The organism is Amycolatopsis sp. WQ 127309, from assembly GCF_023023025.1.
Taxonomy (GTDB): Bacteria; Actinomycetota; Actinomycetes; order Mycobacteriales; family Pseudonocardiaceae; genus Amycolatopsis.
This window is the reverse complement of record NZ_CP095481.1, coordinates 2,148,210-2,172,305: the sequence shown is the minus strand read 5'-3', so window position 1 is coordinate 2,172,305 and position 24,096 is coordinate 2,148,210. Positions and strand designations below refer to the sequence as shown.

Sequence of the window (24,096 nt, the reverse complement as noted above, 5' to 3'; positions counted from 1 at the left end):
AGCCGACAGGTACTCCTCGGTACCTTGGTTCCCATGGGTGACTTCCCCGGTGACGTCTTCCTCGCGGACTGCCCGGCCCGGCTGGCGATCGAGATCATCGCCGACAAGTGGGCCGTCGTCGTGGTGTTCGCGCTCAGCCGCGGCCCGCGGCGGCACGGCGAGCTCGTCGACCTCATCGGCGGCATCTCCCGCAAGGTCCTCACCCAGACGCTGCGCAAGCTCCAGGGTTACGGCCTGGTCGACCGCCGCGGTTACGCCGAGGCGCCACCGCGCGTCGACTACAGCCTCACGGACCTCGGGCAGACGCTCGTCGAGCCGATCGGCGTCCTCACGAAGTGGGCGACCCTGCACGGCGAGGCCGTCACCGCGGCTCACGAGGCCAGGTAGGCCTCGATCGCCGCCGCGATGGCGGACGCGAACTGCTGCCGCCCCTCGGCGCTCGACATCCGGGCCGCTTCGGCGGCGTTGCGCATGTTCCCGCACTCGACGAGCGCGATCGGCCGCGTCGAGAGGTTCAGGCCACCGAGGTCCGCGCGCGCCGAAAGGCCGTTGCCGCCGATGTAGTTCGACACGCTGAAGCCGCCCGTGCGCATCGTGTCGCGCAACGTCTGGGCCAGCCGCGTCGACGGCGCGCCCTGCGCCGCGTTCAGCGGCGGCGACGAGTAGGCGACGTGGAAGCCGGTCGCCCCGGGCGCGTTCGAGCCGTCGGCGTGGATCGAGACGACGGCGTCGGCGTTCGCGTCGTTGCCGGCCGCGGCCCGCTTGTCGACGCACGGGCCGACGCCGGTGTCGTTCTGTCGCGTGTAGACGACGCGGATCCCCTTGGCCGACAACGCTTCCCCGACCCGCTGGGAGACGTCCCAGGTGAACGCGTGCTCGGGGTAACCGGCGTTGGTCGACGTGCCGGTGGTGTTGCACGGCTTGGTCTGCCCGCGCCCCGCGGGCACGAGCCGGTTGATCTCCGCGCTGTGCGAGCCGTTGCCGCCGTTGTGCCCCGGGTCGAGCACGACGACCTTGCCCGAAGCGACCGGGGCGACCGGTGGCGCGGCCGCCGAAGAGGGCGGCGCGGGCGGCACGACCGGCGAAGGCGTGACGGTCGTCGGCGTGGGCGTGACCGTCCGGGTGACGACGGGGGCGGGCGCGGGAGCCGCCGGGGTGTCTTCTTCGCAGCCGGTGAGCAGCAGGGCACCGGCCAGCAGGAGGGGAGCAATCGCGCGTCGCACGGCGACCACGGTGCCACAACCGGGGCCCGCCCGTGGCGCGACTACCCTGGTGGTGACACAGGCGTGCAGAGAGGACCGAGTGCGATCATGGTGCAACCCGGCGGCAGCTTCGACATTTCCCAGCTGATGCAGCAGGCCCAGCAGATGCAGCAGAAGCTCGTCGAGGCGCAGGAGGAGCTCGCCAACACCGAGGTCACCGGCAGTGCCGGCGGCGGGCTGGTCACCGCGACCGTGTCCGGTGACAGCCAGCTCAAGAGCCTCCAGATCGACCCGAAGGTCGTCGACCCGGACGACGTCGAGACCCTGTCCGACCTGATCGTGGCGGCGGTCCGCGACGCGTCGGCGAGCGCGCAGAAGCTCACCGAGCAGAAGCTCGGCCCGCTGGCCGGCGGCCTCGGTGGCGGCGGTGGCGGCATGCCGGACCTCGGCGCCCTCGGCTTCGGCGGCTGACGAACTTGTACGAAGGTGTCGTCCAGGACCTGATCGACGAGCTCGGGCGGTTGCCGGGGGTCGGGCCGAAGAGCGCCCAGCGGATCGCGTTCCACTTGCTGGCCGCGGACCCGGTGGACATCTCCCGGCTGCAGGACGTCCTCGGCAAGGTCAAGGAGGGCGTGCAGTTCTGCGAGGTCTGCGGCAACGTCTCCGAGCAGCAGCGGTGCCGCATCTGCCGCGACGAGCGCCGCGACCTCACGGTGATCTGCGTGGTCGAGGAGCCGAAGGACGTCCTGGCGGTCGAGCGCACGCGCGAGTTCAAGGGCCGCTACCACGTCCTGGGCGGCGCGCTGGACCCGTTGTCGGGCATCGGCCCGGAGCAGCTGCGGATGCGTGAGCTGCTCAAGCGCATCGGCGAGGCGGACATCACCGAGATCATCATCGCGACGGACCCCAACACCGAGGGCGAAGCGACGGCGACGTACCTGGTCCGCATGCTGCGCGACTTCCCGGGGCTGAGCGTGACGCGGCTGGCGTCGGGGCTGCCGATGGGCGGTGACCTGGAGTTCGCGGACGAGCTGACCCTGGGCCGCGCGCTCTCGGGCCGCCGGGTGCTCTAGCGGGCGTCGAAGCGGCGCAGGTCGTAGAGGTCCATCAGCCGGATCACCTTGTTCGCGTACTCCGGGTCGGTGGCGTACTTCCGCGCCACCGCCCGGATGAACGCGTCCGGATCGGCGCGCACCGGCAACGCCACCGCGTAGTTCGGTGACGTCGTCAGCAGCCGGCCGTAGTCGCGGAACGAGTCGTCGGCCGAGGCGTACGAGCGGAAGAACGCGTCCACCGGGTGGCACGGCGACGGCACGCACTCGGACGTCTGGTAGCGCGCGCAGCGCACCGCGATCGGCCCCGGGCTCGCCGGCCGGACGCACTTGAAGCCGAAGTAGTTCAGCTCGGCCGTCGACAGCTTGCTGCGGCCCCAGTTCGACTCCAGGATCGACTGGGCCACCGTGACCGACGCCGGGATGTCGTACGCGGCGCGGATCCGCAGGGCGATCGGGGCCGCCGCGCCGACGTACGCCTGCTGGTACCCCGCGCTCAGCGCCGCGTCACGCGTGGCGGCCTGGTCGATCGGCGGGACGGCCAGCAGGACCGCCGCGAGTCCGAAGTGGATCATGGCGGCAAAGCTGCCCGATCCCCGCGGCCGCGGCGACCCGCGTCACCCCAACGGGCGTCAGCAGTAGCCGAGCTGCGCCAGGGTGTCCACGATGATCTCGGACGGGTGGTACTTGTCCATCCAGGACTCACCGCGGCGGTTCTGGTAGGTGTCGAGGAAGTTCTGCAGCTTGTCGCCGCGCATCTCCGTCAGCACCACCGTCTCGCCGAGGTGCTGCGGCGTCTCGGTGCGCTCGCGGTGCACCGCGCACGGCAGGCCGAGGTAGTAGCACTCCGCCGAGAGACCACCCGAGTCGGTGACGACGTACTCGGCGCGCGCGACCAGCGGCAGGAACTTCAGGTACCGCATCTTCGGCTGCGCGATGAACTTGTCGTCGAACAGGTTGTCCAGGCCCAGCGAGCGGATCTTCTCGCGCTCGGGCGCGCCGGCCATGTACAGGATCGGCATCTTGCGGCTCTGTTCGCGCAGGATCTCCAGCACCTCGCGGTACTTGTCCGCGCGCGAGACCAGCTCGAAGCGGTGCAGCGTGGCCAGGCCGAACTTCTCCGGCAGGTTCGGCACGTCCAGCGGCTGGTTGATGGCCAGGCGCATGGCGTCGATCGCGGTGTTCGCCTCGGTGTCGACGACGACGCCGCGGGCGTTGCGCAGGTTGTTCACCTCGCGGATGCTCGGCGCGAAGTGCATGTCGACGATCTTCGCCGCGATCTTGCGGTTGAGCTCCTCGGGCAGCGGCGACAGGATGCTGCCCGACCGCGCCCCGGCCTCGACGTGCCCGACGCGGGACTTCAGGATCCGCTTCCCGATCAGCGAGCCGTACGGCGTGGTGAACGTGTCGCCGTGCACCAGCACCAGCGGTGGCCGGCCGTCCTCGTTCAGGGCGGCGCGCAGCTCGTGGCGGCGGCTCCAGGCGGTGCGCATGACCTGCGCGGCCCAGCCCGGCACCTGCGACGGCGACTCGAGGTTGTGCGCCTTCTCCTCCGGCACCAGCCAGACGTCGGGCGCCGGCATGTCCAGGTCGGCCAGTACGTCGGCCACCTCGTCGACGTGCTGCGCGGTGAACCAGATCTTGGGCCGCATCCCGCGCTCGCGGATCCCGTGGTAGACGGGCGCGATCTTGATCAGTTCCGCGGTGGTGCCGAGAATGAAGGAAATCACCGTGAAGGCCCATTTCTGGTCGGGTGCGGTGGCGCAAGGATACTGGCCGACCCGGCGCAGAGGCCGCCGGGTAGCCTCGGCCCGGTGAGTGCGAACCCGCTCCTCCCCTCGCTCAGCGTCGTGATCCCGGTCTACAACGAGCAGGACTGGATCGAACGCAGTGTCGGCGCGCTGCTCGCCTCGGCCGAGGCGGCCAACTGGCCGATCGAGGTCGTCGTGGTCGACGACGGCAGCACCGACGCCACGCCGACCCGGCTGGACGCACTGCGCGAACGCCACGGCATCACCGTGCTCAGCCAGGCCAACGGCGGCCGGTTCGAGGCCCGCAGCGCGGGCATCGCGAAGTCGTCCGGCGAGTGGATCGCGCTGCTCGACAGCCGCGTCATCCTCGACGAGCCGACCCTCACGTTCCTGCGCGACCAGCTCGTGGACCACCCCGAGCGCGCGGTCTGGAACGGGCACATCAACGTCGCCTCCGAGCACAACCCGTACGCGGGGTTCATGGCCGGGCTGGTCAAGGTCCCGTGGCGCAAGTACTGCGCGAACCCGCGGCTGATGTCCTACGGCATCGAGGAATTCGACGTCTACCCGAAGGGGACGACGTTCTTCTGCGCCCGCCGCGCCCTCCTCGAAGGCTCGGTCACGGCGTTCGCGTCGCTGTTCGACGACATCCGCTTCGCCAGCGACGACACCCGCATGCTGCGCTGGATCGCCGAGCGCGAGCGGATCTGGCTGGCCCCGGAGCTGTCCGCGACCTACAACGGGCGCGACTCCTTCAAGAAGTTCACGCAGCAGGCCTACTTCCGCGGCACGACCTATGTGGACTCCTACATCGGCTCGCCCGGCCCGGCCCGCAACGCGCTGTTCGGCGCGCTCGCCGTCGGCGTCCTCGGGCTGGCCTTCGCCGCGAAGAAGCCGAAGACGACGCTGGCCGCCGGGGTGCTCGGCGCGGTCGCGGCCGGCGAGGTCGTGAAGAAGTGCGGCGCGACCGGGCCGGAGGCCCGCGCGGTCACCAAGCTGCTGCCGGTGTTCGCCGGCGGCTTCGGCGCGGGTGTCGTGCGCGGGCTGGCGATGGCCGTGCGGACCTCGCTCCGGCGCCGATGAGCACCGAGGTGGAGACTCCGGCCGCCGCCCGCAGCGGCCGCACGACCGCGGGCAGCCTCGGCGGCTCGCTGATCGTGTCGATCGGCCTCGGTTACGTCCTCACCGTCGCCTGCCAGCGGCTGCTGCCGCCGCAGGAGTACGCCATCTTCGTCACCTTCTGGGGCCTGGTGATGGGCCTCGGCAGCACGCTCTCGCCGCTGGAGCAGGAGCTCTCCCGCCAGTCGGCGGTGGCCGCGCTCGGCGGCGGCAAGGCGGGCCGCCCGGCGCTGCGCGCGGTGGCCGTCGGCGTGCTGGTCGCGGCGGTCTTCTCCCTCGCCCTGCTGATCCCGCCGGTCAACGAAAAGCTCTTCCACGGCGACTGGTCGCTGGCCCTGATCGTGCTGGCCGGCGGCGTCGCGTTCGCTTGCCAGTTCGGCACCCGCGGGCTGCTGATCGGGCAGCACAAGGTGAAGGCGTTCTCGCTGCTCGTGGTGGCCGAACCGGCGATCCGGGCACTCGTGCTCGGCGTGCTGGTCGTCTCGGTCGCCTACAACATCGTCTCGCTGGCCGTCGCGGTCGCCGCGGGGTCGTTCGCCTGGCTGCTGTTCGCCCGGCCGGCCCGGCGGCTGCTCGACCCGCACGTGGAGGGCGACGGCTGGGGCGTCACGTCCCGCCGGATGGGCATGCTGCTGGTCGGCGCGGCCCTGACGGCCGCGGTCATCACCGGCTACCCGGCGCTGGTCGGCCTGCTGGCCCCGGGCGGCGACGGCGACCGCGTCGGCGCCCTGTTCGCCGCGCTGGTCATCGCCCGGCTGCCGCTGACGCTGATCGGGCCGGTGCAGTCGCTGGCCGTCCCGTTCGTCGTGCGGCTCTCGGTCACCGCCGAAGGCCGCCACAAGCTGCGTCGCGTGCTCGCGCTCGGCGCGGCCGCGTCCCTGGTCCTCGCCGCTCTCGGCGCCCTGGTCGGGATGTGGCTCGGGCCGTGGGCGGTGCGGTTCATCAGCGGCCCCCGCTACGACATCGACGGCTGGTCGGTCGCGGGGCTGGTGTGGTCGTCGGTGCTGCTGGTGCCGATGCAGCTGCTCACGGCCGTGCTCGTGGCCCGCACCCAGGCCAAGCTCGTGCTGCTCACGTGGGCCGTGGTCACCGGCACGGCGTCCCTGCTGCTGGTGCTCCTACCAGGCGACACCGTGTTCCGCGCGGTCGTCGCACTGGCCGTGGCGCCGACGCTGGGCCTGGCCGTGGTGCTCGCGTTCGTTCTCCGGCGCGCACCGGAACCGACGGCCGTGACAACCTCGGACACCGGTGAAACGTCTTCATAGCGGCCCAGTAAGGTGCGTTGGGCCCGCCGGTGGGGACGGGAAACGGCGTGAAGTGCCGGTAAGGTTTGGACTGCGAATTCGATGAACGTACTGCTCGTTTTGCTCGCGTTCTGGCTGCCGGGTCTGGTGTTCGGTGCCGCGATCCAGCTGCGCGGCTGGACGCTGGCCGCCGCCGCGCCGATGCTGACGTTCGGCCTGGTCGCGCTCGGCATCCCGGTGCTCGGCCGGTTCGGCATCCGCTGGACGACGCTCAACGTCGCGTTGTGGACGCTGGTGCTCTCCGCGGCCGGCTTCGGCCTGGCCTTCGCCGTGACCCGGTTCACGCGCCGCCGCCACCCGGACTGGGAAGAGCCGGAGCGGCCCGCGCGCAGCGTCCGCGACCACGTGCTCATCGGCCTCGGCGTCGCCGCCGGCATGGGCATCGGCACCGTGACGATCCTGCGCGGCTTCCGGAGCATCGACAACGTCCAGCAGGGCTGGGACGCGCCGTTCCACGCCAACCTGGTGCGCTGGATCGCCGAGCACGGCGACGCGCGCCCGTCGACCGTCGGCACGATCGCGAACCTGCCGAACGAGACGCACTACTTCTACCCGGACACCTACCACGCGCTGCTCGCCCTGGTCTTCGGCAAGGGCGGCCTGACGATCATGCCGACGCTGAACCTCGCGGCGCTCGCGGTGGTCCTCACCGTGCCGCTCGGCGTCGCCGCGATGTGCCACGCCTGGCGGATGCCGGCCGTCGGCGTCGCCGCGGCCGCCACGGTGTCGGCGTGCTTCACGGTGTTCCCGTACGACTCGCTGTGGCGCGGCCCGCTGTGGCCGTTCGTCGCCGGGGTCGCGCTCATCCCGGCGATGCTCGCGGTGGCGCGCCACCTGCTGGAGCCCCGCTCGATCGCCGGGCCGGTCGCCATCGGCGTCGGCGTCGCCGGGCTGGCCGGGCTGCACACGAGTGTCGTGTTCGTCGTCATCGTGTACTTCCTGCTGATCCTGCTCGCGGTGGTCTTCCGCTTCGAGATGATCGTCTGGCGGCGGTCGCTGACCTCGCTGGTCGCGAGCGTCGTGCTGGCGGCCGCGTTCGGCATCCCGGTCGTGCTGCCGTCGCTGTACAACGCGGGTGGCGTGACGAGCGCCTTCTGGGCGTCCGAGGCCACCGTGTCCGGCGCGTTCGGCGAGACGATCACGTTCTCGCCGATGGCCGCGTTCCCGCAGTGGTGGATCGGCATCCCGGCCATCATCGGTGTGTTCCTGCTGGTCAAGCACCGCCGGATGCTGTGGATGGTCGGCGCGTACGTCGTGCTGGGCACGCTCTTCGCCGCGACGGTGTCGATGGAGAGCAACCTGATCCACACGCTGAGCAGCCCGTTCTACAACGACAACTGGCGCGTCGCGGCCCTGGTGCCGCTCGCCGGCTGCGTCGCGTTCGGCGAGTTCGCGCACACCGCGTCCGGCTGGTTCGCCGAGAAGGTCGCACCCCGGCTGCCGAACCTCAAGCCGGCGACGCTCACCCTGGCCGGCGTCGTCGTGGTGGCCCTGGTGGTCGGCGGGCTGAGCCGCGGCGGTTACATCGGCCGCAACGCCGCCCGCCTGCAGCTCAACTACAGCGACGGCCCGACGGTCAGCAAGGACGAGGAGACCGCGTTCGCCTGGCTCGCGCAGCACACCGCGCCGGGCGAGCGGGTGCTGAACGACAAGGCCGACGGCTCGGTCTGGATGTACGCGCTGGCCGGCGTGATGCCGACGCAGTGGAACTTCTACGGCGCCGAGCTGAACACGGACGCGGGCTACCTGAGCGTCTACGCCAACGAGGTCGAGAAGTACCCGGAAGTGCGCCGGCTGCTCACCAACCTGAAGGTGCGCTACGCCTTCGTCGGGGAGGGGAAGGTCACCAAGACGACCCCCAACGACGTCGGCCTCCTGGGCCTGGACAAGAGCCCCGGGTTCAAGCTGGTCTACCACAACGCCGGGGCCTCGATCTACGAGATCGAGGGGCAGCAGGGCGTCGTCGCTTCCGGGGCCGCGCCTGGGTCTCCGGCCGGTAACGGGCAGTGAAAGGCTAAAGTGATCGCGTGTCCGCGTCTTCTCTGACCTCCGTGACCCACCGCCGAGTGCTGATCGTGATGCCCGCGCTGAACGAGCAGGCGAGCGTCGCTTCGGTCATCGAGCAGGTGAAGAAGGCGCTCCCGGGCGGCGACCTGCTGGTGGTCGACGACGGTTCGGTCGACGACACCGCCCGCTTGGCCCGCGCGGCCGGCGCCGAGGTGGCCCGGCTCGCCGTGAACCTCGGGGTCGGCGGGGCCATGCGCACCGGTTTCCGCTACGCCGCCGCGCGCGGGTACGACGTCGTCGTGCAGGTGGACGCGGACGGCCAGCACGACCCGGACGAGCTCGAGGCCCTCCTGCGCGGCTTGGACGACGCGGACATCGTGATCGGCTCGCGGTTCGCCGGCAAGGGCTCGTACAAGGCCAGTGGCCCGCGCAAGTACGCCATGGTCGCGCTGTCGCTGGTGTTCTCGCGGCTGGGCAAGACCAAGCTCACCGACGTCACGTCGGGGTTCAAGGCGATGGGCCCGCGCGCGATCCGGCTGTTCGCCGGCTACTACCCGGCCGAGTACCTCGGCGACACGGTGGAGTCGCTGGTGATGGCGATCCGCGCGAAGCTGGTCATCAAGGAGATCCCGGTCGTCATGCGTGAGCGCGCGGGCGGCACCCCCAGTCACTCGCCCGTCAAGTCCGCTGTCTACCTGGGCCGGGCCGGGCTCGCGCTGCTGCTGGCGCTGGTGCGCCGCCGCCCCGCGGTCGACTCGTCCGACTCGGCATAAGGAGCTCGCGAAGATGGCCGGTTGGCGCATCCTCAGCATCGTCATCGCCTGCTTGGTGCTGTTCGTCGTCCTCGAGATGATGCGACGCCGCAAGCTCCGCGAGAAGTACGCGGGCGTGTGGCTGGTCGTCGCCGTCGGCGTGGTGGTGCTGGCCGTGATCCCGTCGGCCGCGCAGTTCCTGGCCAACCTGAGCGGGGTCGAGACCCCGTCGAACTTCGTCTTCCTGCTCGCCGGTGTCGTGCTGGCGCTGGTGTCACTGCACCTGTCCACTGAGGTCGGGCACCTGGAGGAAGAAGTGCGCACGTCGGTCGAGGAGACCGCGTTGCTGCGCTGCGAGCTCGAAGACGCCAAGCGTGAGCTGGAACGCCGGATCGTCGAGCTGGAAGCCCGGGTGTCGGCCCCGGACGACGTCAAAGGGCTTCCCGCGGTCGAGCGCGTCGGCAAGTGACGCGCTGATCGAAGCCCTGCTGGCCGCGCCCGCGCGGCTCGGCAGGGTGCGGCTGCTGGCCGTCGACGGCCCCTCGGGGGCCGGGAAGTCCACGCTGGCCTCGGAAGTCGTCGCCGGGCTGCGGGCCCGCGGGTGCCGCACCGAGCTCGTGAGCACGGACGCGTTCGCGACCTGGGACGACCCGGTCGGGTGGTGGCCACGGCTCGTCGACGGCGTTCTGAAGCCCCTCGCGGCCGGCGTCGACGGCGCCTATCGGCAGCTGGGCTGGTCCACTGGAGTCCCGCAGCCGGGGGAACTCGTTCGAGTGATGCTGCCGGACGTCCTGGTGCTGGAAGGTGTTTCGAGCGGCCGGGCTTCGGCAAGACCCCTGCTTTCCCACCTCTGCTGGATCTCCGGCGGCACGGAGGCCGAGCGGCTGGCCCGGTCCGTGGCGCGCGACGGAGTGGCGTCGAGGGCGGAACTGGGCCGCTGGCAACGGTTCGAGCGCGGCTGGTTCGCCGTCGACGGCACCCCCGATGCGGCCGGAACCCGACTTTCGTCGGGGTTGGATCACTCACGCTCCGTGTCCGAAGCACTCCGTATCGATCAAGGGTGACTTCGCGCAAAACCCTGCTGGGCTAACGCGGGTACCGCCATCTGAGTCAGGGTTCGGGCACTCGGCGCACTCGTAGCCCACAAATGGTCACATTCTGTCGTGATTTACGGACACATTGCGGTCAAATCGACGCCCACGTAGCGCGATCGTAACCTCACGTGCTTAAGTGCGAGCCGAGTTCCCGCTAGTGTCGGCGAGCACACCGATCGTCCGGGGTGTTCCTGACCGACCGGACGGTGACTTAAAAACCCGAACATCTCCCAAGGGGTGCCAGATGCAGCAATTGCGGCTGACCCGAACACGCCGCGTGGCCCTGATCGGGCTCACCGGCGCGCTCGCGGTTTCGCTGTCCGCCTGTGCGGATTCGAAGCGTGACGAGGGCGCTGGAGGTGGTACCGGAGGCACGCTGATCTTCGGCGCCGCCGGAAACCCGAAGATGTTCGACCCGGCGTTCAACGACGAGGGCGAGACCTTCCGGATCACCCGCCAGATCTACGACACGCTGATCCAGAACAAGCCGGGCACCGCCGACCTCGAGCCGTCTCTCGCCGAGAAGTGGGAGCCGAGCAACGACGGCAAGACCTGGACGTTCACCCTGAAGTCGGGCGTCAAGTTCTCCGACGGCACCCCGATGGACGCCGCCTCGGTCTGCTTCAACTTCGACCGCTGGTTCAACATGAAGGGCGCCGCCGCCCAGAGCCAGATGATCTACTACGGCGACGTCTTCGAGGGCTTCGCCAAGAACGAGGGCGACGCGACGGGTGACCCCGTCTACAAGAGCTGCGAGGCGAAGGACCCGGCGACCGCGGTCCTGAACCTGAACAAGCCCAAGGGCGCGTTCCCGTCGGCGTTCACGCTGCCGTCGTTCGCCATCCAGAGCCCGACCGCGCTCAAGGCGCACAACGCCGACACGGTCACCCAGAGCGGCGACTCGTTCACCTACAGCGAGTACGCGAACAAGTTCCCGGTCGGCACCGGCCCGTTCAAGTTCGAGAGCTGGGACCAGGCCAAGGGCGAGATCACGCTGGTCAAGAACGACAGCAGCCCGACGCCGCCGAAGCTCGACAAGCTGATCTTCAAGGTGATCCCGGACGAGAACGCCCGCAAGCAGGCGCTCAAGGCCGGCGACATCAACGGCTACGACTACCCGAACCCGGCGGACTACGGCCTGCTGCGCAACGACGGTGAGCAGGTTCTCATCCGCCCGTCGTTCAACGTGCTGTACCTGGGCATCAACCAGGCCAACAACCCGAAGCTCAAGGACGTCAAGGTCCGCCAGGCGCTGGCCTACGGCGTCAACCGCGAGCAGTTCGTGAAGTCGAAGCTGGCCGAGGGTTCCGAGGTCGCGACCGAGTTCGTCCCGAAGGTCATCTCGGGTTACACCGACGACGTCACCAAGTACCCGTACGACCCGGAGAAGGCCAAGCAGCTGCTGCAGGAGGCCGGGGCGACGGATCTGACGCTGAAGTTCTACTACCCGACCGAGGTCACCCGGCCGTACATGCCGAACCCGGCGGACACCTTCACGGCGATCTCCGAGGACCTGAAGAAGATCGGCATCAAGATCGAGACCCACGCCGAGCCGTGGAACGGTGGTTACAAGGACGACGTCCAGAAGGCCGGCAAGCAGGACCTCCACCTGCTCGGCTGGACCGGTGACTACAACGACGCCGGCAACTTCGTGGGCACGTTCTTCGGCCGTGAGAAGAAGGAGTTCGGGTTCAACAACCCGCAGCTCTTCTCGGCCCTGAGCGCGGCGGACGCTTCGGCGGCCGGTGACGCCCACGCCAAGGCGTACCAGGAAGTCAACAAGCAGATCATGGACTTCCTGCCGGCGATCCCGATCGCCTACCCGACCCCGGCGATCGTGGTCGGCCCGAAGGTCAAGGGTCTGGTGGCGAGCCCGCTCACCGACGAGCGCTTCAACACCGTGACTGTCAGCTGATCTGATTTCGGCCAAGCAAGGGGTGGGCGCTACCGCGCCCACCCCTTGCGCCTAATCCCGGGCTGGCTACGAAGGACTGCACGTGCTCCGTTTTCTCGTGCGTCGGTTGCTACAAGCGATTCCGACGCTCTTCATCCTGTCCATCCTGATCTTCGCCTGGCTCCGGTCCCTGCCCGGCGGCCCCGCCGCCGCGCTGTTGGGTGACAAGGCGACGCCGGAGAAGATCGCCAACCTCAACCACGTCCTCGGGCTCGACCAGCCGATCATCCTGCAGTACTTCGGGTTCCTCGGCCGGGCGTTCACCGGCGACTTCGGCAACTCCCTGGTGTCGACCCAGCCCGTCATGGGCGAGATCGTCACCTTCCTGCCGGCGACCATCGAGCTCGGTCTCACCGCGATGATCATCGCGATCGTCGTCGGCATCCCCGCCGGTTACCTGGCCGCGCGGTTCCGCGGCGGGCCGGTCGACAACCTGGTCATCGTGCTCAGCCTCATCGGCGTCGCGGTGCCGGTGTTCTTCCTCGGCTACATGATGCAGGACCTGCTGGCCTCCCCGCTCGGCTTGCCGTCGCAGGGCCGCCAGGCCGCGGGTCTCGACGCCACCGCGATCACGAACTTCGCCATCCTCGACGGCATCATGACCGGTGAGTGGGACGCCGTCTGGGACGCGATCAAGCACCTGGTCCTGCCCGCGTTCGCGCTCGCCACCATCCCGCTCGCGGTGATCACCCGGATCACCCGCGCGTCGGTGCTGGACGTCCTCAACGAGGACTTCGTCCGCACGGCCAACTCCAAGGGCCTGACGCAGCAGGTGGTGCGCACCCGGCACGTCCTGCGCAACGGCCTGCTGCCGGTGGTCACGACGATCGGCCTCCAGACCGGCGCCCTGCTCGGCGGCGCGGTGCTGACCGAGCGGGTGTTCAACTTCCGCGGCCTCGGGTTCCTGCTGGCCGAGGGGATCGAACGGCGTGACTACCCCCGGCTGCAGGCCCTCCTGCTGTTCGGGGCGGTGGTGTACGTGCTGGTGAACATGCTGGTCGACGTCTCTTACGGGATCATCGACCCGAGGGTGCGTGTGCGATGAACACTCTGCTGAACAAGAAGAAGGAACCGATCGACAAGCTCGCCGCGGCGAGCGGGCGCAGCCTCGGCGGTGAAGCCCTGCGCCGGATGCTGCGCAGCCCGGTCGCGCTCACCGGCGGTGGCATCACCGGCCTGTTCCTGCTCCTGGCGATCTTCGCGCCGCTGCTGGCCCCCAAGGACCCGCAGGACCGCGCGTTGCAGGACCAGGTCCAGCTGGGCCGGGGCATCATCCCCGGTTCGATGCCCGGTTACCCGCTCGGCGTGGACGACTTCGGCCGCGACTTCCTGTCCCGGCTCATCGTCGGCGCCCAGCAGACGCTGCTCGTCGGCGTGCTGGCCACGGTGATCGGCGTGCTCATCGGCGTCATCATCGGCGGGATCGCGGGCGCGTTCGGCGGCTGGGTCGACACCGTCCTCATGCGACTCGTCGACGTCATGCTGTCGTTCCCCTCGCTGCTGCTGGCCATCTCGATCGCGGCGCTGTTCGCGAACCCGAGCCAGTGGACGGTCATCCTGGCCGTGTCGATGGTCGGCGTGCCGATCTTCGCCCGGCTGCTGCGCGGTTCCATGCTGGTGCAGCGCGACGCCGACCACGTGCTGGCGGCGACGTCCCTCGGCGTGAAGCGCGGGGCGATCGTGTTCCGGCACATGCTTCCGAACTCGCTCGGCCCGGTCATCGTGCAGGCCACGCTCACGTTGGCCACGTCGATCCTCGAGGCCGCGGCGCTGTCGTTCCTCGGCCTGGGCGACCCGGACCCCTCGCGCGCGGAGTGGGGGCTGATGCTGGGCAAGGCCTCGCGCCAGTTCCTCGACATCCGTCCGGAGCTCGCGTACTACCCGGCGATCGCGATCATCATCGTGGCGCTCGGGTTCACGCTGCTCGGCGAGTCCCTCCGCGAAGCCCTCGACCCGAAGAACAGGCGGTGAGAACCCATGGCACTCCTTGAAGTCCGTGACCTGACGGTCGACTTCGTCCGCCGTGGCGAGCGGCCGTTCACCGCGGTGGACAGCGTCAGCTTCGACGTCGAGCCGGGCCAGACCGTCGGCCTGGTCGGCGAATCCGGCTGCGGCAAGTCCGTGACGTCGCTGGCGATCATGCGGCTGCTGGCGCGGCGCGGCAACAAGGTCAGCGGTTCGGTGAGCTACGAAGGCACCGACCTGCTGAAGCTGTCGGACCGCGAAATGCGCGACCGGCGCGGCCGCGACCTCGGCATGGTGTTCCAGGACCCGCTGTCCTCGCTGAACCCGGTCATCCCGATCGGGCTGCAGATCACCGAGGTCCTGGAGCGGCACCGCGGGATGTCGCGCAAGGCGGCGTCCGTCGAAGCGACGGACCTGCTGGACAAGGTCGGCATCCCCGACCCGTCGCGGCGGCTTTCCGAGTACCCGCACCAGCTTTCCGGCGGCATGCGGCAGCGCGCGCTGATCGCGATCGCGCTGGCGTGCCGGCCGCGGCTGCTCATCGCCGACGAGCCGACCACAGCCCTGGACGTCACCATCCAGGCGCAGATCCTGGCGTTGCTGCGGGAACTGGTGCAGGACACCGGAACCGCGCTGATCATGATCACGCACGACCTCGGCGTCGTCGCCGGGCTGTGCGACGAGGTCAACGTGCTCTACGGCGGCCGGATCGTCGAGCGGGCGAAGCGGCACCAGCTGTTCGCCGAGCCGCGTCACCCGTACACCCACGGCCTGCTCGCCTCGATCCCGCGCCTTGACGCGGGCCGCGGCGAGAAACTGGTCCCCATCAAGGGATCCGTGGCCGACAACATCCCGTGGGACGGCGGCTGCGCGTTCGCGCCCCGCTGCCCCAACGCGCTGCCGGTCTGCCGCGAGGTCTCGCCGCAGCTGGTGCCCGACCACGGCGGGCTGCTGCGCTGCCACAACCCCGTGCGGCCGGCGGTCGTGGCGGGAGGAGGAGCCCGATGAACCAGCCTGCTGGTGACGTGCTGCTCGAGGTCAACGACCTCAAGGTGCACTTCCCGATCAAGAGCGGCGTCGTGTTCGACCGGACGGTCGGGCACGTCTACGCGGTCGACGGCGTCGACCTGGCCATCCGCCGCGGGGAGACCTACGGCCTGGTGGGCGAGTCCGGCTGCGGCAAGTCCACGCTGGGCCGGGCGATCCTGCGGCTCAACGAACCGACGTCGGGTTCGGTGAAGTTCGACGGCACCGACGTCGCGAAGCTCAAGGGAGAGGATCTGCGGAAGGCCCGGCGCCGGATGCAGATGATCTTCCAGGACCCGATGTCCAGCCTGGACCCGCGGCAGTCGGTCGAGTCGATCCTCGTCGAGGGCATGCACGCGCACGGCCTCGACAAGGACAAGGAAACCACCCAGCGGCGGCTGCGTCAGCTGCTGTCCGCCGTCGGCCTCCCGGAGTCGTCGCTGCGGAAGTACCCGCACGAGTTCTCCGGCGGGCAGCGCCAGCGCATCGGCATCGCGCGGGCGTTGGCGGTGGAGCCGGACCTGATCGTCGCGGACGAGCCGGTGTCCGCGTTGGACGTCTCGGTGCAGGCCCAGGTGGTGAACCTGCTGGAGGATCTGCAGGACCAGCTCGGCCTGACGTACGTGGTGATCGCGCACGACCTCGCGGTGGTGCGGCACATCTCCGACCGCATCGGCGTGATGTACCTGGGCGCGCTGGTGGAGGAGACGGACGCGGACTCGCTCTACCGCGACCCGCTGCACCCGTACACCCGGGCGCTGCTGTCGGCGATCCCGGTGCCGGACCCGCAGGTGGAGGACACGCGCGAGCAGATCCTGCTCGCGGGCGACCTCCCGTCACCGGCCAACCCGCCGTCGGGCTGCCGCTTCCACACGCGCTGCCCCTGGCGCCAGGCGAGCTTGTGCGACACGGACCGCCCCCAGCTCCGCGAAATCGGCGGCGGCCACCGGGTGGCGTGCCACTACGCGGAGGACATCCGCGACGGCCGCATCCAGCCGCACGAGGTGAAGCCGGAACTGGTGGAACTGACCGGGGCGCTGAACCCCGACCTGGGTCCGCCGGACATCGGCACTTCAGCCGAGATCCTGTGATCTCTTAGTCTGGTGACCTTGTGATCCGAAGACCGGCCGGGCAGATTGCTGCCCGGCCGGTCTTTTGCTCGGGGCCCGCTTCCGGTTTCGCCGGGTTGCTTCCGGAATTGCCTCGCCGATGGACGTTTCGGGACGTTCACCGTCCCAAACCGCCGTTGCCCACCGCTGGGCATGGCCGCCCGCTTCTCTGGCCTGCCCCAAGACTTTCTCGGTTCGTTCGGCCTGGCTGCGCCAGCTGAGCGGGCCCCTTCCGCATCTCCATCGCCCGTTCACAACCGGTTGTCCACAGGCCTGCTCCAATGTGGACAACTCCGGCGACCGAAGCCTGATCAGCCTTTCCCGTCGGTGGGCGCCGATAGACTGGACAAGGGCACGCCCCCCAGGAGGAGGGCGGGGGGCGGGCTTCTGCGGATCAGGGCTTCAGGTCCAGCGCCGCGCTCATCGTGGCGTCCATGTAGAACGGCGTCGAGTCGTGGACGTGCGTGATCCGCCATTCCCCGATGTCCTCGCGGAAGCAGATCGTCGAGCGGAACCACAGCTCGAAGCTCGCCGGCGCGCCCTTCGGCGTTGTCGAGAGGCAGGTCAGCGAGTGGCAGTACGCGATGGCGCCGCCCACCGTGATCTCGAGGTCGCGGACCTCGTACTCGATCGGGCCCTCGAAGCCGTCGAACCACGCTTTGCGGGCGTCGACGTCGATGACGTCCGCGCCGCGGTGGGCGAGGGGTGGCGCGAGGGTGAACGCGATGACGTCCGGCGTGTACTGCGAAGCCAGCGTTTCGGCGTCACGGCTGGTCATCGCGTCCGTGCGCACCGCCAGCAGCTTGCGAATCCGGGTCTCGTCGTGCTCGGTCATGACATTCTCCTGGGGTGTCGGTGGCGCTTCCGATGGGGACGTAGGCGCCGCCGGGCGGATTTCGACACAGCTGCGGAGGCGCTCGTGAAATACGTGGTCCTGATCTACGGCAACCCCGAGTCCCGCCGGGCGTGGGAGGGGATGACCGCTGAGCAGCGGGCTGCCGGGCTGGCCTACTACCAGCGGCTCAACGACGATCTCGACGCCTCCGGGGAGCGGCTCGTCTCCGAGCGGCTCGCCCTTCCCGAACTCACCAAGCAGGTCAGCGTCGGCGACAGCGGGCCGTTGACCACCGATGGGCCCTTCGCGGAGGCCAAGGAGTTCCTCGCCGGCTTCTACCTGCTCGACTGCGAAAGCGAAGAGCGCGCGCTCGAGATCGCCGGGCGGATCCCGGAGGCGGCCTTCGGGGTGGTGGAGGTGCGGCCGGTGATGGGCCTGCACGGGACCGAGCTGTGATCGAAGGCCTGCTCCGCGAGCTCGCGCCGCAGGTCCTCGCCGCGCTCGTGCGGCGGTACGGCGGCTTCGACACCTGCGAGGACGCCGTCCAGGAGGCGCTGCTGGCGGCGTCGCTGCAGTGGCCCGTCGACGGGTTGCCCGATCACCCGAAGGGGTGGCTGATCACGACCGCGTCCCGGCGCCGGATCGAGCAGTGGCGCAGCGAGACCGCGCGGCAGCGGCGCGAGGAGACGGTCGCGCTGGCGGAGCCGCCGGATCCGGAGCCGGTCGCCGGCGTCGACGACACGCTGACATTGCTGCTGCTGTGCTGCCACCCGTCGCTGACCCGGCCGTCCCAGGTCGCGCTGACGCTCCGGGCGGTCGGCGGCCTGACGACCGCGGAGATCGCGCGCGCGTTCCTCGTCCCGGAGGCGACGATCGGCCAGCGCATCAGCCGCGCGAAGCAGAAACTGCGCGGCGAGCGGTTCACGCCGTCGCCGGACCCCGGCCGCCTGGCCGCGGTGCTGCAGGTCCTGTACCTGATCTTCACCGAGGGGCACACGGCCAGCTCGGGTGACGCCCTGAACCGCGTCGAGCTGACGACGGAGGCGATCCGCCTGACCCGCCAGCTCCCGCCCGGCGGCGAGGTCACGGGCCTGCTGGCCTTGATGCTCCTGACCGAAGCCCGCCGTCCGGCCCGGGTCGACGCGACCGGCGCGCTGGTCCCGCTCGCGGCGCAGGACCGGTCCCGCTGGAACGCGGAGCTCATCGCCGAGGGCGTCTCGCTGATCACGACCGCGTTGTCGACGTCGCCGGTCGGCCCGTACCAGCTCCAGGCGGCGATCGCGGCCGTCCACGCCGAGGCCCCGACGGCCGCGGACACCGACTGGGCCGAGATCCTCACCCTCTACGACCTGCTGCGCGTGGTCGCGCCGGGCCCGATGGTCACGCTCAACCGCGTCGTGGCGTTCGCCCAGGTCCACGGGCCGGAAGCGGGCTTGGCCGAGCTGGCCGGCGCCGATCTGGAGGCCCACCATCGGGTGGACGCGGTCCGGGCGCACCTGCTGGAGCTGGCGGGCGACGTCGTCGGGGCGCGAGAGGCGTACCTGACGGCGTCGCGGCGGACGTTGAGCCTGCCGGAGCAGGCCTACCTGCAGTCACGGGCGTCCCGGCTGGCGTGAGTTGTCCACATGGGGGCACACCTGTGGACAACCTGGGGAAGGACGAGCGCGGCCGCCGTTCTTGCGGGAGGATCGACCGCATGCAGGTCACCGTGCTGGGCGCGTCGGGGCGAACCGGGTTCCACATCGCACGGCTTCTGGCGGCCAAAGGACACACCGTCCGGGCCGGGCTCCGCAGCCGGCAGCGGGCCGAAGTCCTCCGAGACCTCGACGTCGAACCCGTGGTCGCCGACGTCACGGCGGATCCCGAGGACCTCGTCGAAGCCTTCCTCGGCTCGGACGTCGTCATCGCGGCCATTGGAGCGCCCGATCCGGAACCCGCGTCGGTGAACCTCGTGGACCGGGACGGCTCCGTCACGGCCGTCCACGCCGCCGAGAAGGCCGGCGTCGCGCGGTACATCCAGGTCTCCGCGCAGTTCGCCGACTCCCCGGACCAGGGTGACCGGCTCGTGCGGTCGATCCTGCTCGCCAAGCAGCTGTCCGACCTCGCGCTGCAGAAGTCCGCGCTGACCTGGACCATCGTCCGGCCCGGCACGCTCACCGACGGCCCCGCCACCGGGCGCGTCAAGGTCGCCGGGCACCTCGAACCCGGGCGGGTGACGCGGCTGGACGTCGCCGCCGTGGTCGTCGGGGTGCTCGGGGAGCCGCTCACCGAAAACCGCGGGTTCGACGTCGTTTCCGGCGACTTCCCGGTCGGGCCGGCCCTTGCCGCGTTGGGGTGAAAAACGCGACTTAAGTCGTACACGGAGGGATACCTGAGTGGGGCCCCCGGTGCGGACCGGCCCCGGTACCCTGCGGTGACAGACGACCGATTTCCAGGGGGTACCCGCAGTGCACATCGATCAATGGCTGGAGGCGATCCCGCCGATCTCGGTGTACCTGATCGTCGCCGCGGTGATCATGATCGAGAGCCTCGGCATTCCGCTGCCCGGCGAGATCGTGCTGGTCAGCGCCGCGTTGCTGGCGTCGCAGCACAGCAACCTGAACCCGCTCTGGATCGGTGCGCTGGCCAGCGCCGGCGCCATCGTCGGCGACAGCATCGGTTACCTGATCGGGAAGACCGGCGGGCAACGGCTGTTCGCCTGGGCGGGCCGGAAATTCCCGAAGCATTTCGGGCCGACGCACATCGCCAACGCGGAACGCATCTTCAACAAACGCGGCATGTGGGCCGTGTTCCTCGGCCGGTTCATCGCGTTCCTGCGCATCCTCGCCGGCCCGCTCGCCGGGTCGCTGAAGATGCACTACCCGAAGTTCCTGATCGCCAACGCGCTCGGCGGCATCGTCTGGGCGGGCGGCACCACCGCGCTCGTCTACTACCTCGGCGTCGTCGCCGAGAAGTGGCTCGGCAACTTCTCCAAGTACGGCCTGGTCGCCGCGATCGTCATCGGCGTCGTCGTCTTCTTCGTCATGAAGAAGCGCCTCGGCAAGAACCACGAAGACGAAGAGACGCCCAAGCAGGAAGAACCGGCCGCCTAAACCGGCACTTCCTCCGGCAGCAGCTCGGGATCGGGCTTGCGCGCGGACTTGAGCGAGCCCAGGAGAACGCCGCCGATCACGACCCCGGCGGCGGCGATCTCCAGGCCGCTCGGCCGCTCGCCCAGCAGCAGGAACGACGCCGTCAGCCCGACCACCGGCACCAGCAGTGAAAACGGCGAGACGACGCCGGCCGGGTTGCGGCGCATCAGCGTCGTCCAGATGCCGGAGCCGACGATCGTGCCGAACAGCACGACGTAGGCCAGCCCGCCGAGCGCGGTCAGCCCGGTCGGCGTGCCCAGCGTCGCCAGCGAGTGCCACTGCGCCGCCGGCCCCTCCATGACCAGCGACAACGCGAACATCGGCAGCGGCGGGACCACGGACATCCACAGCGTGAAGTGCAGCGGGTTGTCCGGCTCCGCCCGCCGCGTGCTCAGGTTGCCGAACGCCCAGCTCAGCGCGGCCAGCACGGTGAGCACCATCGGCAGCAGCGCCGCGTGCCCGGACTGCTGCCACGCGATCGCCGTCATCCCCGCGACGGCCAGCAGGATCCCGGCCAGCTGCCGCGCGGTGACGCGTTCCCGCAGGAAGACGGCACCGAGCAGCACCGTGAACGGCGCCGACGCCTGCAGCACCAGCGACGCGAGCCCGGTCGGCATCCCGGTGTCCATCGCGATGAACAGGAACGCGAACTGCCCGGTGCCGAAGCCGAGCCCGTAACCGAGCAGGTGCCGCACCTTCACCTTCGGCCACGGCACGAACAGGATCGTCGGAACGGCGATCACGGCGAACCGCAGCGCGCCCGCGAACACCGGCGGGAACTGCCCGAGCGTGGCGTGGATGGCGAGGAAGTTGAGGCCCCACAGGACGGCGACGAACATGGCCAGCAGACGGTCACGGGTGGGCATGCCTCCACTCTGACAAGACCGACCGTGAAGGACCAGCGAGAATATCTGCAGGAATCGTGTAGCCGTGCTTCACGTACGCTGACGCCGTGGATCTGGGTCGCCTGCGCACGCTGCGGGAGTTCGCCGACCGCGGGAGCGTGACGGCGGCCGCTCGCGCGCTGCACTGCACGCCGTCCGCGGTGTCGCAGCAACTACGCGCGTTGCAAGGCGAAGTCGGCCTGCCGCTCACCGAACCGGCGGGCCGCGGCCTGCGGCTGACCGACGCCGGCCGCGCGCTGGTCGCCCGGGCCGACGAGGTGCTGGCCGCGCTGGAGCGCGCCGAGTCCGAACTGGACACCTACCGCAGCGCGCCGCGCGGGCGCGTGCGGGTCGCGATCTTCCAGTCAGCCGGGCTGATGCTGCTGCCGGGCCTGCTCACCCGCGTCGCCGGGTACGAGGGCCTCGAGATCGACGTCCGGGACGTCGACATGACGCCACCGGAGGTGCCGGGCCTGGTCGCGGACTACGACGTCGTCGTGGCGCACCGCGACGAGCACGCGCCGGAGTTCGACGCCGGCCGCCTCGACGTCGTCCCGCTGCTGCGCGAACCCCTCGACGTCGCGCTCCCGGCCGGGCACCGGCTGGCGAACCGGCGCCGCGTCGAGCTGCCGGAGCTGGCCGACGAACGCTGGATCAGCGTCGACTTCGGCTTCCCGGTGGACGACGTGCTGCGCTCGCTGACCGTCCGCACCGGCGTCCGGCCGGTGGTGGTGCAGCGGATCAACGACTTCCGGATCACCGAACGGCTGGTCGCGGCCGGGCACGGCATCGCGCTGCTGCCGCGGTACACGATGGACACCCGCCGCGGCAGCGGCCTGATCGGCCGGCCGCTGGCCGGGATCCGCGCGGCCCGCCTGGTGGAAGTGGTCTGCCGCACCGGCGCGCTGCAGCGTCCGGCCGTGGCCCAGGTGATCGAAGAGCTGCGCGCGGAGGTCGCTCAGCTCACCGGCTCGTGAGTGGTCAGGGCGGCTAGAACCGCCCTAACCACTCACGACGTGCGGTGAGCGCGGAGGTGGGCGACGGCGATGTGCAGCGCGTCCTCCAAGGCCGTCAGGTCGCCGCGGATGTGGGCCAGCAGCAGGCCGCCCTGTACACACGCCATCGCGGCCTGGGCGAGCCGCGCCGGGTCGGCGTCGGCCGGGAGTTCGCCCTGGTCGCGTAGCCGTTCGAGGCCGCGCGTCAGGTGGGACTCCCAGGTCCGGTAGGCCTGGTCGAGCAGCGGCCTCACCTTCGGGTCGTCGCCGAGTTCGCCGGCCAGGTTGCCGAGCGGGCACGGGATCGGCGCCGCGGCGCGGCGCTGGACGTCGAGCAGCTGCTCGGTCCACGTGTCGAAATCAGCCCACGACGCCAGCGTGAAGATCGCCGGCTGGTTGCCGAGGATCTGCGCCAGGTAGCGGTCGATCACGGCCTCGACCAGCTGATCCTTGTTCTTGAAGTAGTGGTACATCTGCGATTTCCCGGCCCCGCTCGCGGCGAGCACCTTGTCGACGCTCGTGCCCGCGACGCCGTGGACGTACATCAGCTCCGCCGCCGCGTCGACGATCGCGTCGCGGGTCCGCTGGCCACGCGCGGTCGTGGCCGCTGCTTGCGTCTCCATGTACCGAACAGTACAGTCAGCCGCACTGTACCGATCAGTACAACGAACGGGGACCCAAGTGGGGAACGACCTGAAGAGCGGGCTGGACGGCGTCAAGGACCACGGCCGGAGCGCGCTGCCGCCGGAGGTGTTCACGGTCTTCGAGGCCGACATGGCCCGCGCGGCCGACGAGACGAAGTTCGCCGAAGCCGGGGTCACGATCGAGGACTTCACGCTGCCGGGCGCGGATGGCGAGCCCGTCAGCCTGGGGCAGCTCGTCGCGGACGGGCCCGCGGTGCTCGTGTTCTACCGCGGCGAGTGGTGCCCGTTCTGCAACCTGACGCTGCGCACCTACCAGCAGGAAGTCGTTCCCGAGCTGGCGAAGCTCGGCGCGACGCTGGCCGCGATCAGCCCGCAGACCGCGGACGGCTCACTGTCCACGCAGGAGAAGAACGAGCTCGATTTCGCCGTGCTGTCGGACGTCGGGAACGTCGTCTCGCGGCAGCTCGGGCTGACGTTCCGGGTCTCGGACGCCGTGCGGGTGGCGATGAGCTCGATCGGCACGGACCTGGGCCAGGTCAACGGCACCGGCGAATGGGAGCTGGCGTACCCGGCGGTCGTCGTGGTCGACCGGGACCGCACGATCCGGTACGTCGACGTCCACCCGGACTACACGACGCGCACGGAGCCCGCGGCGATTCTCGAGGCCGTCAAATCGCTCTAGCGCCGCGCTTCACGCTGTAGGTGATCACCGAACCCAGGACCAAGGCGACGCCGAGGGAGAGCAGCATGCTGATCCCGGGTTCGGTGATGATCTGGCCGCCCGCGTAGCCGAGGAAGGCGACGTAGGACGTCCAGAGCGTGACGCCGACGGCCGACGCGGTGAAGAACTCCGCCATGGGCCACCGGAGGGAGCCGGCGAGGAGGGCGCCGACCGTCCCGCCCGACGGCAGCCAGCGGGCCACCACCAGCACCGGCCGCGGGTGGCGCTGCAGGCGGCCGTCGAGCCAGCCGATGCCGGCGGCGATCTTCTTCCGCCGGCTCAACCGGTCCAGCGCCGCCCGGCCACCGAACCGGCCGAGGGCGTAGAGCGCCTGGTCGGAGACCAGGCACCCGGCCGTGGCCACGGCGATGACCAGCGCCAGCGACGTCCCGCCCTGCGCCGCCGCGATGCCCATGCCGAGGAGTGTCACCTCGGTGGGCAGCAGCGGCACCAGCGAGACGACGAACAGCACCAGCAGTCCTGCCGTAGTCGCGTCCACACCTCCATTAACCGCCCGCGCGGCCCGGATGAATCCCGATCAAGGGGGACTC

27 protein-coding genes are annotated in these 24,096 nt (G+C 70.3%); 20 read left to right on the top strand and 7 right to left on the bottom strand.

Annotation, left to right across the window (positions count from 1 at the left end):
- The first annotated feature begins 33 nt into the window (after window positions 1-33).
- Entirely contained in the window at window positions 34-387 is a 354-nt protein-coding gene (locus tag MUY22_RS09760) for a helix-turn-helix domain-containing protein (RefSeq protein ID WP_247058948.1), read from the top strand.
- On the opposite strand, the gene MUY22_RS09755 is transcribed toward MUY22_RS09760, so the two are convergent.
- Window positions 372-1,232: an N-acetylmuramoyl-L-alanine amidase gene (locus MUY22_RS09755; RefSeq protein WP_247058947.1), complete on the bottom strand. Its 861-nt coding sequence runs from the start codon at window positions 1,230-1,232 to the stop codon at window positions 372-374. The two genes, MUY22_RS09760 and MUY22_RS09755, sit on opposite strands and share 16 nt — an antisense overlap.
- A gap of 78 nt (window positions 1,233-1,310) precedes the next feature.
- Between MUY22_RS09755 and MUY22_RS09750 the strand changes: the two genes are divergently transcribed.
- Window positions 1,311-1,673, top strand: a complete 363-nt coding sequence (locus MUY22_RS09750) for a YbaB/EbfC family nucleoid-associated protein (protein WP_247058946.1) — start codon at window positions 1,311-1,313, stop codon at window positions 1,671-1,673.
- Window positions 1,674-1,678: 5 nt separating this feature from the next.
- Window positions 1,679-2,275 (top strand): recombination mediator RecR, encoded by a 597-nt coding sequence (gene recR, locus MUY22_RS09745; RefSeq protein ID WP_247058945.1) that lies wholly within the window; start codon window positions 1,679-1,681, stop codon window positions 2,273-2,275.
- Here recR and MUY22_RS09740 read toward each other — a convergent pair.
- The gene (locus MUY22_RS09740) at window positions 2,272-2,829 is read right to left on the bottom strand and encodes a glucosaminidase domain-containing protein (RefSeq protein ID WP_247058944.1); all 558 of its coding nucleotides are present in this window, start codon (window positions 2,827-2,829) and stop codon (window positions 2,272-2,274) included. The genes recR and MUY22_RS09740 overlap by 4 nt on opposite strands.
- Window positions 2,830-2,886: 57 nt before the next feature.
- Window positions 2,887-3,984 (bottom strand): UDP-N-acetyl glucosamine 2-epimerase, encoded by a 1,098-nt coding sequence (locus MUY22_RS09735; RefSeq protein ID WP_247058943.1) that lies wholly within the window; start codon window positions 3,982-3,984, stop codon window positions 2,887-2,889.
- 84 nt (window positions 3,985-4,068) lie between these two features.
- Here MUY22_RS09735 and MUY22_RS09730 point away from each other — a divergent pair, with 84 nt between their 5' ends.
- From MUY22_RS09730 to MUY22_RS09680, 11 genes are all read left to right on the top strand, one after another.
- A complete protein-coding gene (locus tag MUY22_RS09730) occupies window positions 4,069-5,088 on the top strand; it encodes a glycosyltransferase family 2 protein (protein ID WP_247058942.1) in 1,020 nt (339 codons plus the stop codon).
- Window positions 5,085-6,389: a hypothetical protein gene (locus MUY22_RS09725; RefSeq protein WP_247058941.1), complete on the top strand. Its 1,305-nt coding sequence runs from the start codon at window positions 5,085-5,087 to the stop codon at window positions 6,387-6,389. The genes MUY22_RS09730 and MUY22_RS09725 overlap by 4 nt, the downstream gene beginning before the upstream one ends.
- An 81-nt stretch (window positions 6,390-6,470) precedes the next feature.
- Window positions 6,471-8,438: a DUF6541 family protein gene (locus tag MUY22_RS09720; RefSeq protein ID WP_247058940.1), complete on the top strand. Its 1,968-nt coding sequence runs from the start codon at window positions 6,471-6,473 to the stop codon at window positions 8,436-8,438.
- Between the two features lie 68 nt (window positions 8,439-8,506).
- Window positions 8,507-9,208: a glycosyltransferase family 2 protein gene (locus MUY22_RS09715; protein ID WP_247063782.1), complete on the top strand. Its 702-nt coding sequence runs from the start codon at window positions 8,507-8,509 to the stop codon at window positions 9,206-9,208.
- 13 nt (window positions 9,209-9,221) lie between these two features.
- Complete coding sequence (locus MUY22_RS09710) at window positions 9,222-9,656, top strand: DUF2304 domain-containing protein (RefSeq protein WP_247058939.1); 435 nt, start codon at window positions 9,222-9,224, stop codon at window positions 9,654-9,656.
- A 4-nt stretch (window positions 9,657-9,660) separates the two neighbouring features.
- Entirely contained in the window at window positions 9,661-10,251 is a 591-nt protein-coding gene (locus tag MUY22_RS09705) for a uridine kinase (RefSeq protein WP_371827664.1), read from the top strand.
- Between the two features lie 274 nt (window positions 10,252-10,525).
- Window positions 10,526-12,196 (top strand): ABC transporter substrate-binding protein, encoded by a 1,671-nt coding sequence (locus MUY22_RS09700; RefSeq protein WP_247058938.1) that lies wholly within the window; start codon window positions 10,526-10,528, stop codon window positions 12,194-12,196.
- A gap of 82 nt (window positions 12,197-12,278) precedes the next feature.
- Window positions 12,279-13,280, top strand: a complete 1,002-nt coding sequence (locus MUY22_RS09695; RefSeq protein ID WP_247058937.1) for an ABC transporter permease — start codon at window positions 12,279-12,281, stop codon at window positions 13,278-13,280.
- The gene (locus MUY22_RS09690) at window positions 13,277-14,206 is read left to right on the top strand and encodes an ABC transporter permease (protein ID WP_247058936.1); all 930 of its coding nucleotides are present in this window, start codon (window positions 13,277-13,279) and stop codon (window positions 14,204-14,206) included. Before MUY22_RS09695 ends, MUY22_RS09690 begins: the two co-directional genes overlap by 4 nt.
- Window positions 14,207-14,212: 6 nt before the next feature.
- A complete protein-coding gene (locus MUY22_RS09685) occupies window positions 14,213-15,208 on the top strand; it encodes an ABC transporter ATP-binding protein (protein ID WP_247058935.1) in 996 nt (331 codons plus the stop codon).
- Complete coding sequence (locus MUY22_RS09680) at window positions 15,205-16,317, top strand: ABC transporter ATP-binding protein (protein ID WP_247058934.1); 1,113 nt, start codon at window positions 15,205-15,207, stop codon at window positions 16,315-16,317. The genes MUY22_RS09685 and MUY22_RS09680 overlap by 4 nt, the downstream gene beginning before the upstream one ends.
- Before the next feature lie 412 nt (window positions 16,318-16,729).
- On the opposite strand, the gene MUY22_RS09675 is transcribed toward MUY22_RS09680, so the two are convergent.
- Window positions 16,730-17,170 carry a nuclear transport factor 2 family protein gene (locus MUY22_RS09675; protein ID WP_247058933.1) on the bottom strand — a complete coding sequence of 147 codons (441 nt, stop codon included), beginning with the start codon at window positions 17,168-17,170 and terminating at the stop codon, window positions 16,730-16,732.
- Window positions 17,171-17,254: 84 nt separating this feature from the next.
- Between MUY22_RS09675 and MUY22_RS09670 the strand changes: the two genes are divergently transcribed.
- The 4 genes from MUY22_RS09670 to MUY22_RS09655 all read left to right on the top strand — a co-directional run bounded on the left by MUY22_RS09670 (window position 17,255) and on the right by MUY22_RS09655 (window position 20,262).
- Window positions 17,255-17,626 carry a YciI family protein gene (locus MUY22_RS09670; RefSeq protein WP_247058932.1) on the top strand — a complete coding sequence of 124 codons (372 nt, stop codon included), beginning with the start codon at window positions 17,255-17,257 and terminating at the stop codon, window positions 17,624-17,626.
- Window positions 17,623-18,786 (top strand): RNA polymerase sigma factor, encoded by a 1,164-nt coding sequence (locus MUY22_RS09665; protein ID WP_247058931.1) that lies wholly within the window; start codon window positions 17,623-17,625, stop codon window positions 18,784-18,786. The genes MUY22_RS09670 and MUY22_RS09665 overlap by 4 nt, the downstream gene beginning before the upstream one ends.
- 80 nt (window positions 18,787-18,866) lie before the next feature.
- Window positions 18,867-19,508 carry an SDR family oxidoreductase gene (locus MUY22_RS09660; protein ID WP_247058930.1) on the top strand — a complete coding sequence of 214 codons (642 nt, stop codon included), beginning with the start codon at window positions 18,867-18,869 and terminating at the stop codon, window positions 19,506-19,508.
- Between the two features lie 109 nt (window positions 19,509-19,617).
- Entirely contained in the window at window positions 19,618-20,262 is a 645-nt protein-coding gene (locus tag MUY22_RS09655; protein ID WP_247058929.1) for a DedA family protein, read from the top strand.
- Here the strand turns inward: MUY22_RS09655 and MUY22_RS09650 are convergent.
- A complete protein-coding gene (locus MUY22_RS09650) occupies window positions 20,259-21,167 on the bottom strand; it encodes an EamA family transporter (RefSeq protein WP_247058928.1) in 909 nt (302 codons plus the stop codon). The genes MUY22_RS09655 and MUY22_RS09650 overlap by 4 nt on opposite strands.
- Window positions 21,168-21,253: 86 nt before the next feature.
- On the opposite strand from MUY22_RS09650, the gene MUY22_RS09645 reads away from it, so the two are divergent.
- Entirely contained in the window at window positions 21,254-22,162 is a 909-nt protein-coding gene (locus MUY22_RS09645; RefSeq protein WP_247058927.1) for a LysR family transcriptional regulator, read from the top strand.
- Between the two features lie 32 nt (window positions 22,163-22,194).
- Here the strand turns inward: MUY22_RS09645 and MUY22_RS09640 are convergent, their stop codons facing one another.
- Entirely contained in the window at window positions 22,195-22,803 is a 609-nt protein-coding gene (locus MUY22_RS09640; RefSeq protein ID WP_247058926.1) for a TetR/AcrR family transcriptional regulator, read from the bottom strand.
- 58 nt (window positions 22,804-22,861) lie between these two features.
- On the opposite strand from MUY22_RS09640, the gene MUY22_RS09635 reads away from it, so the two are divergent.
- Window positions 22,862-23,506: a peroxiredoxin-like family protein gene (locus tag MUY22_RS09635; RefSeq protein WP_247058925.1), complete on the top strand. Its 645-nt coding sequence runs from the start codon at window positions 22,862-22,864 to the stop codon at window positions 23,504-23,506.
- Here the strand turns inward: MUY22_RS09635 and MUY22_RS09630 are convergent.
- A complete protein-coding gene (locus MUY22_RS09630; protein WP_247058924.1) occupies window positions 23,493-24,044 on the bottom strand; it encodes a DedA family protein in 552 nt (183 codons plus the stop codon). The two genes, MUY22_RS09635 and MUY22_RS09630, sit on opposite strands and share 14 nt — an antisense overlap.
- Window positions 24,045-24,096 lie beyond the last annotated feature (52 nt).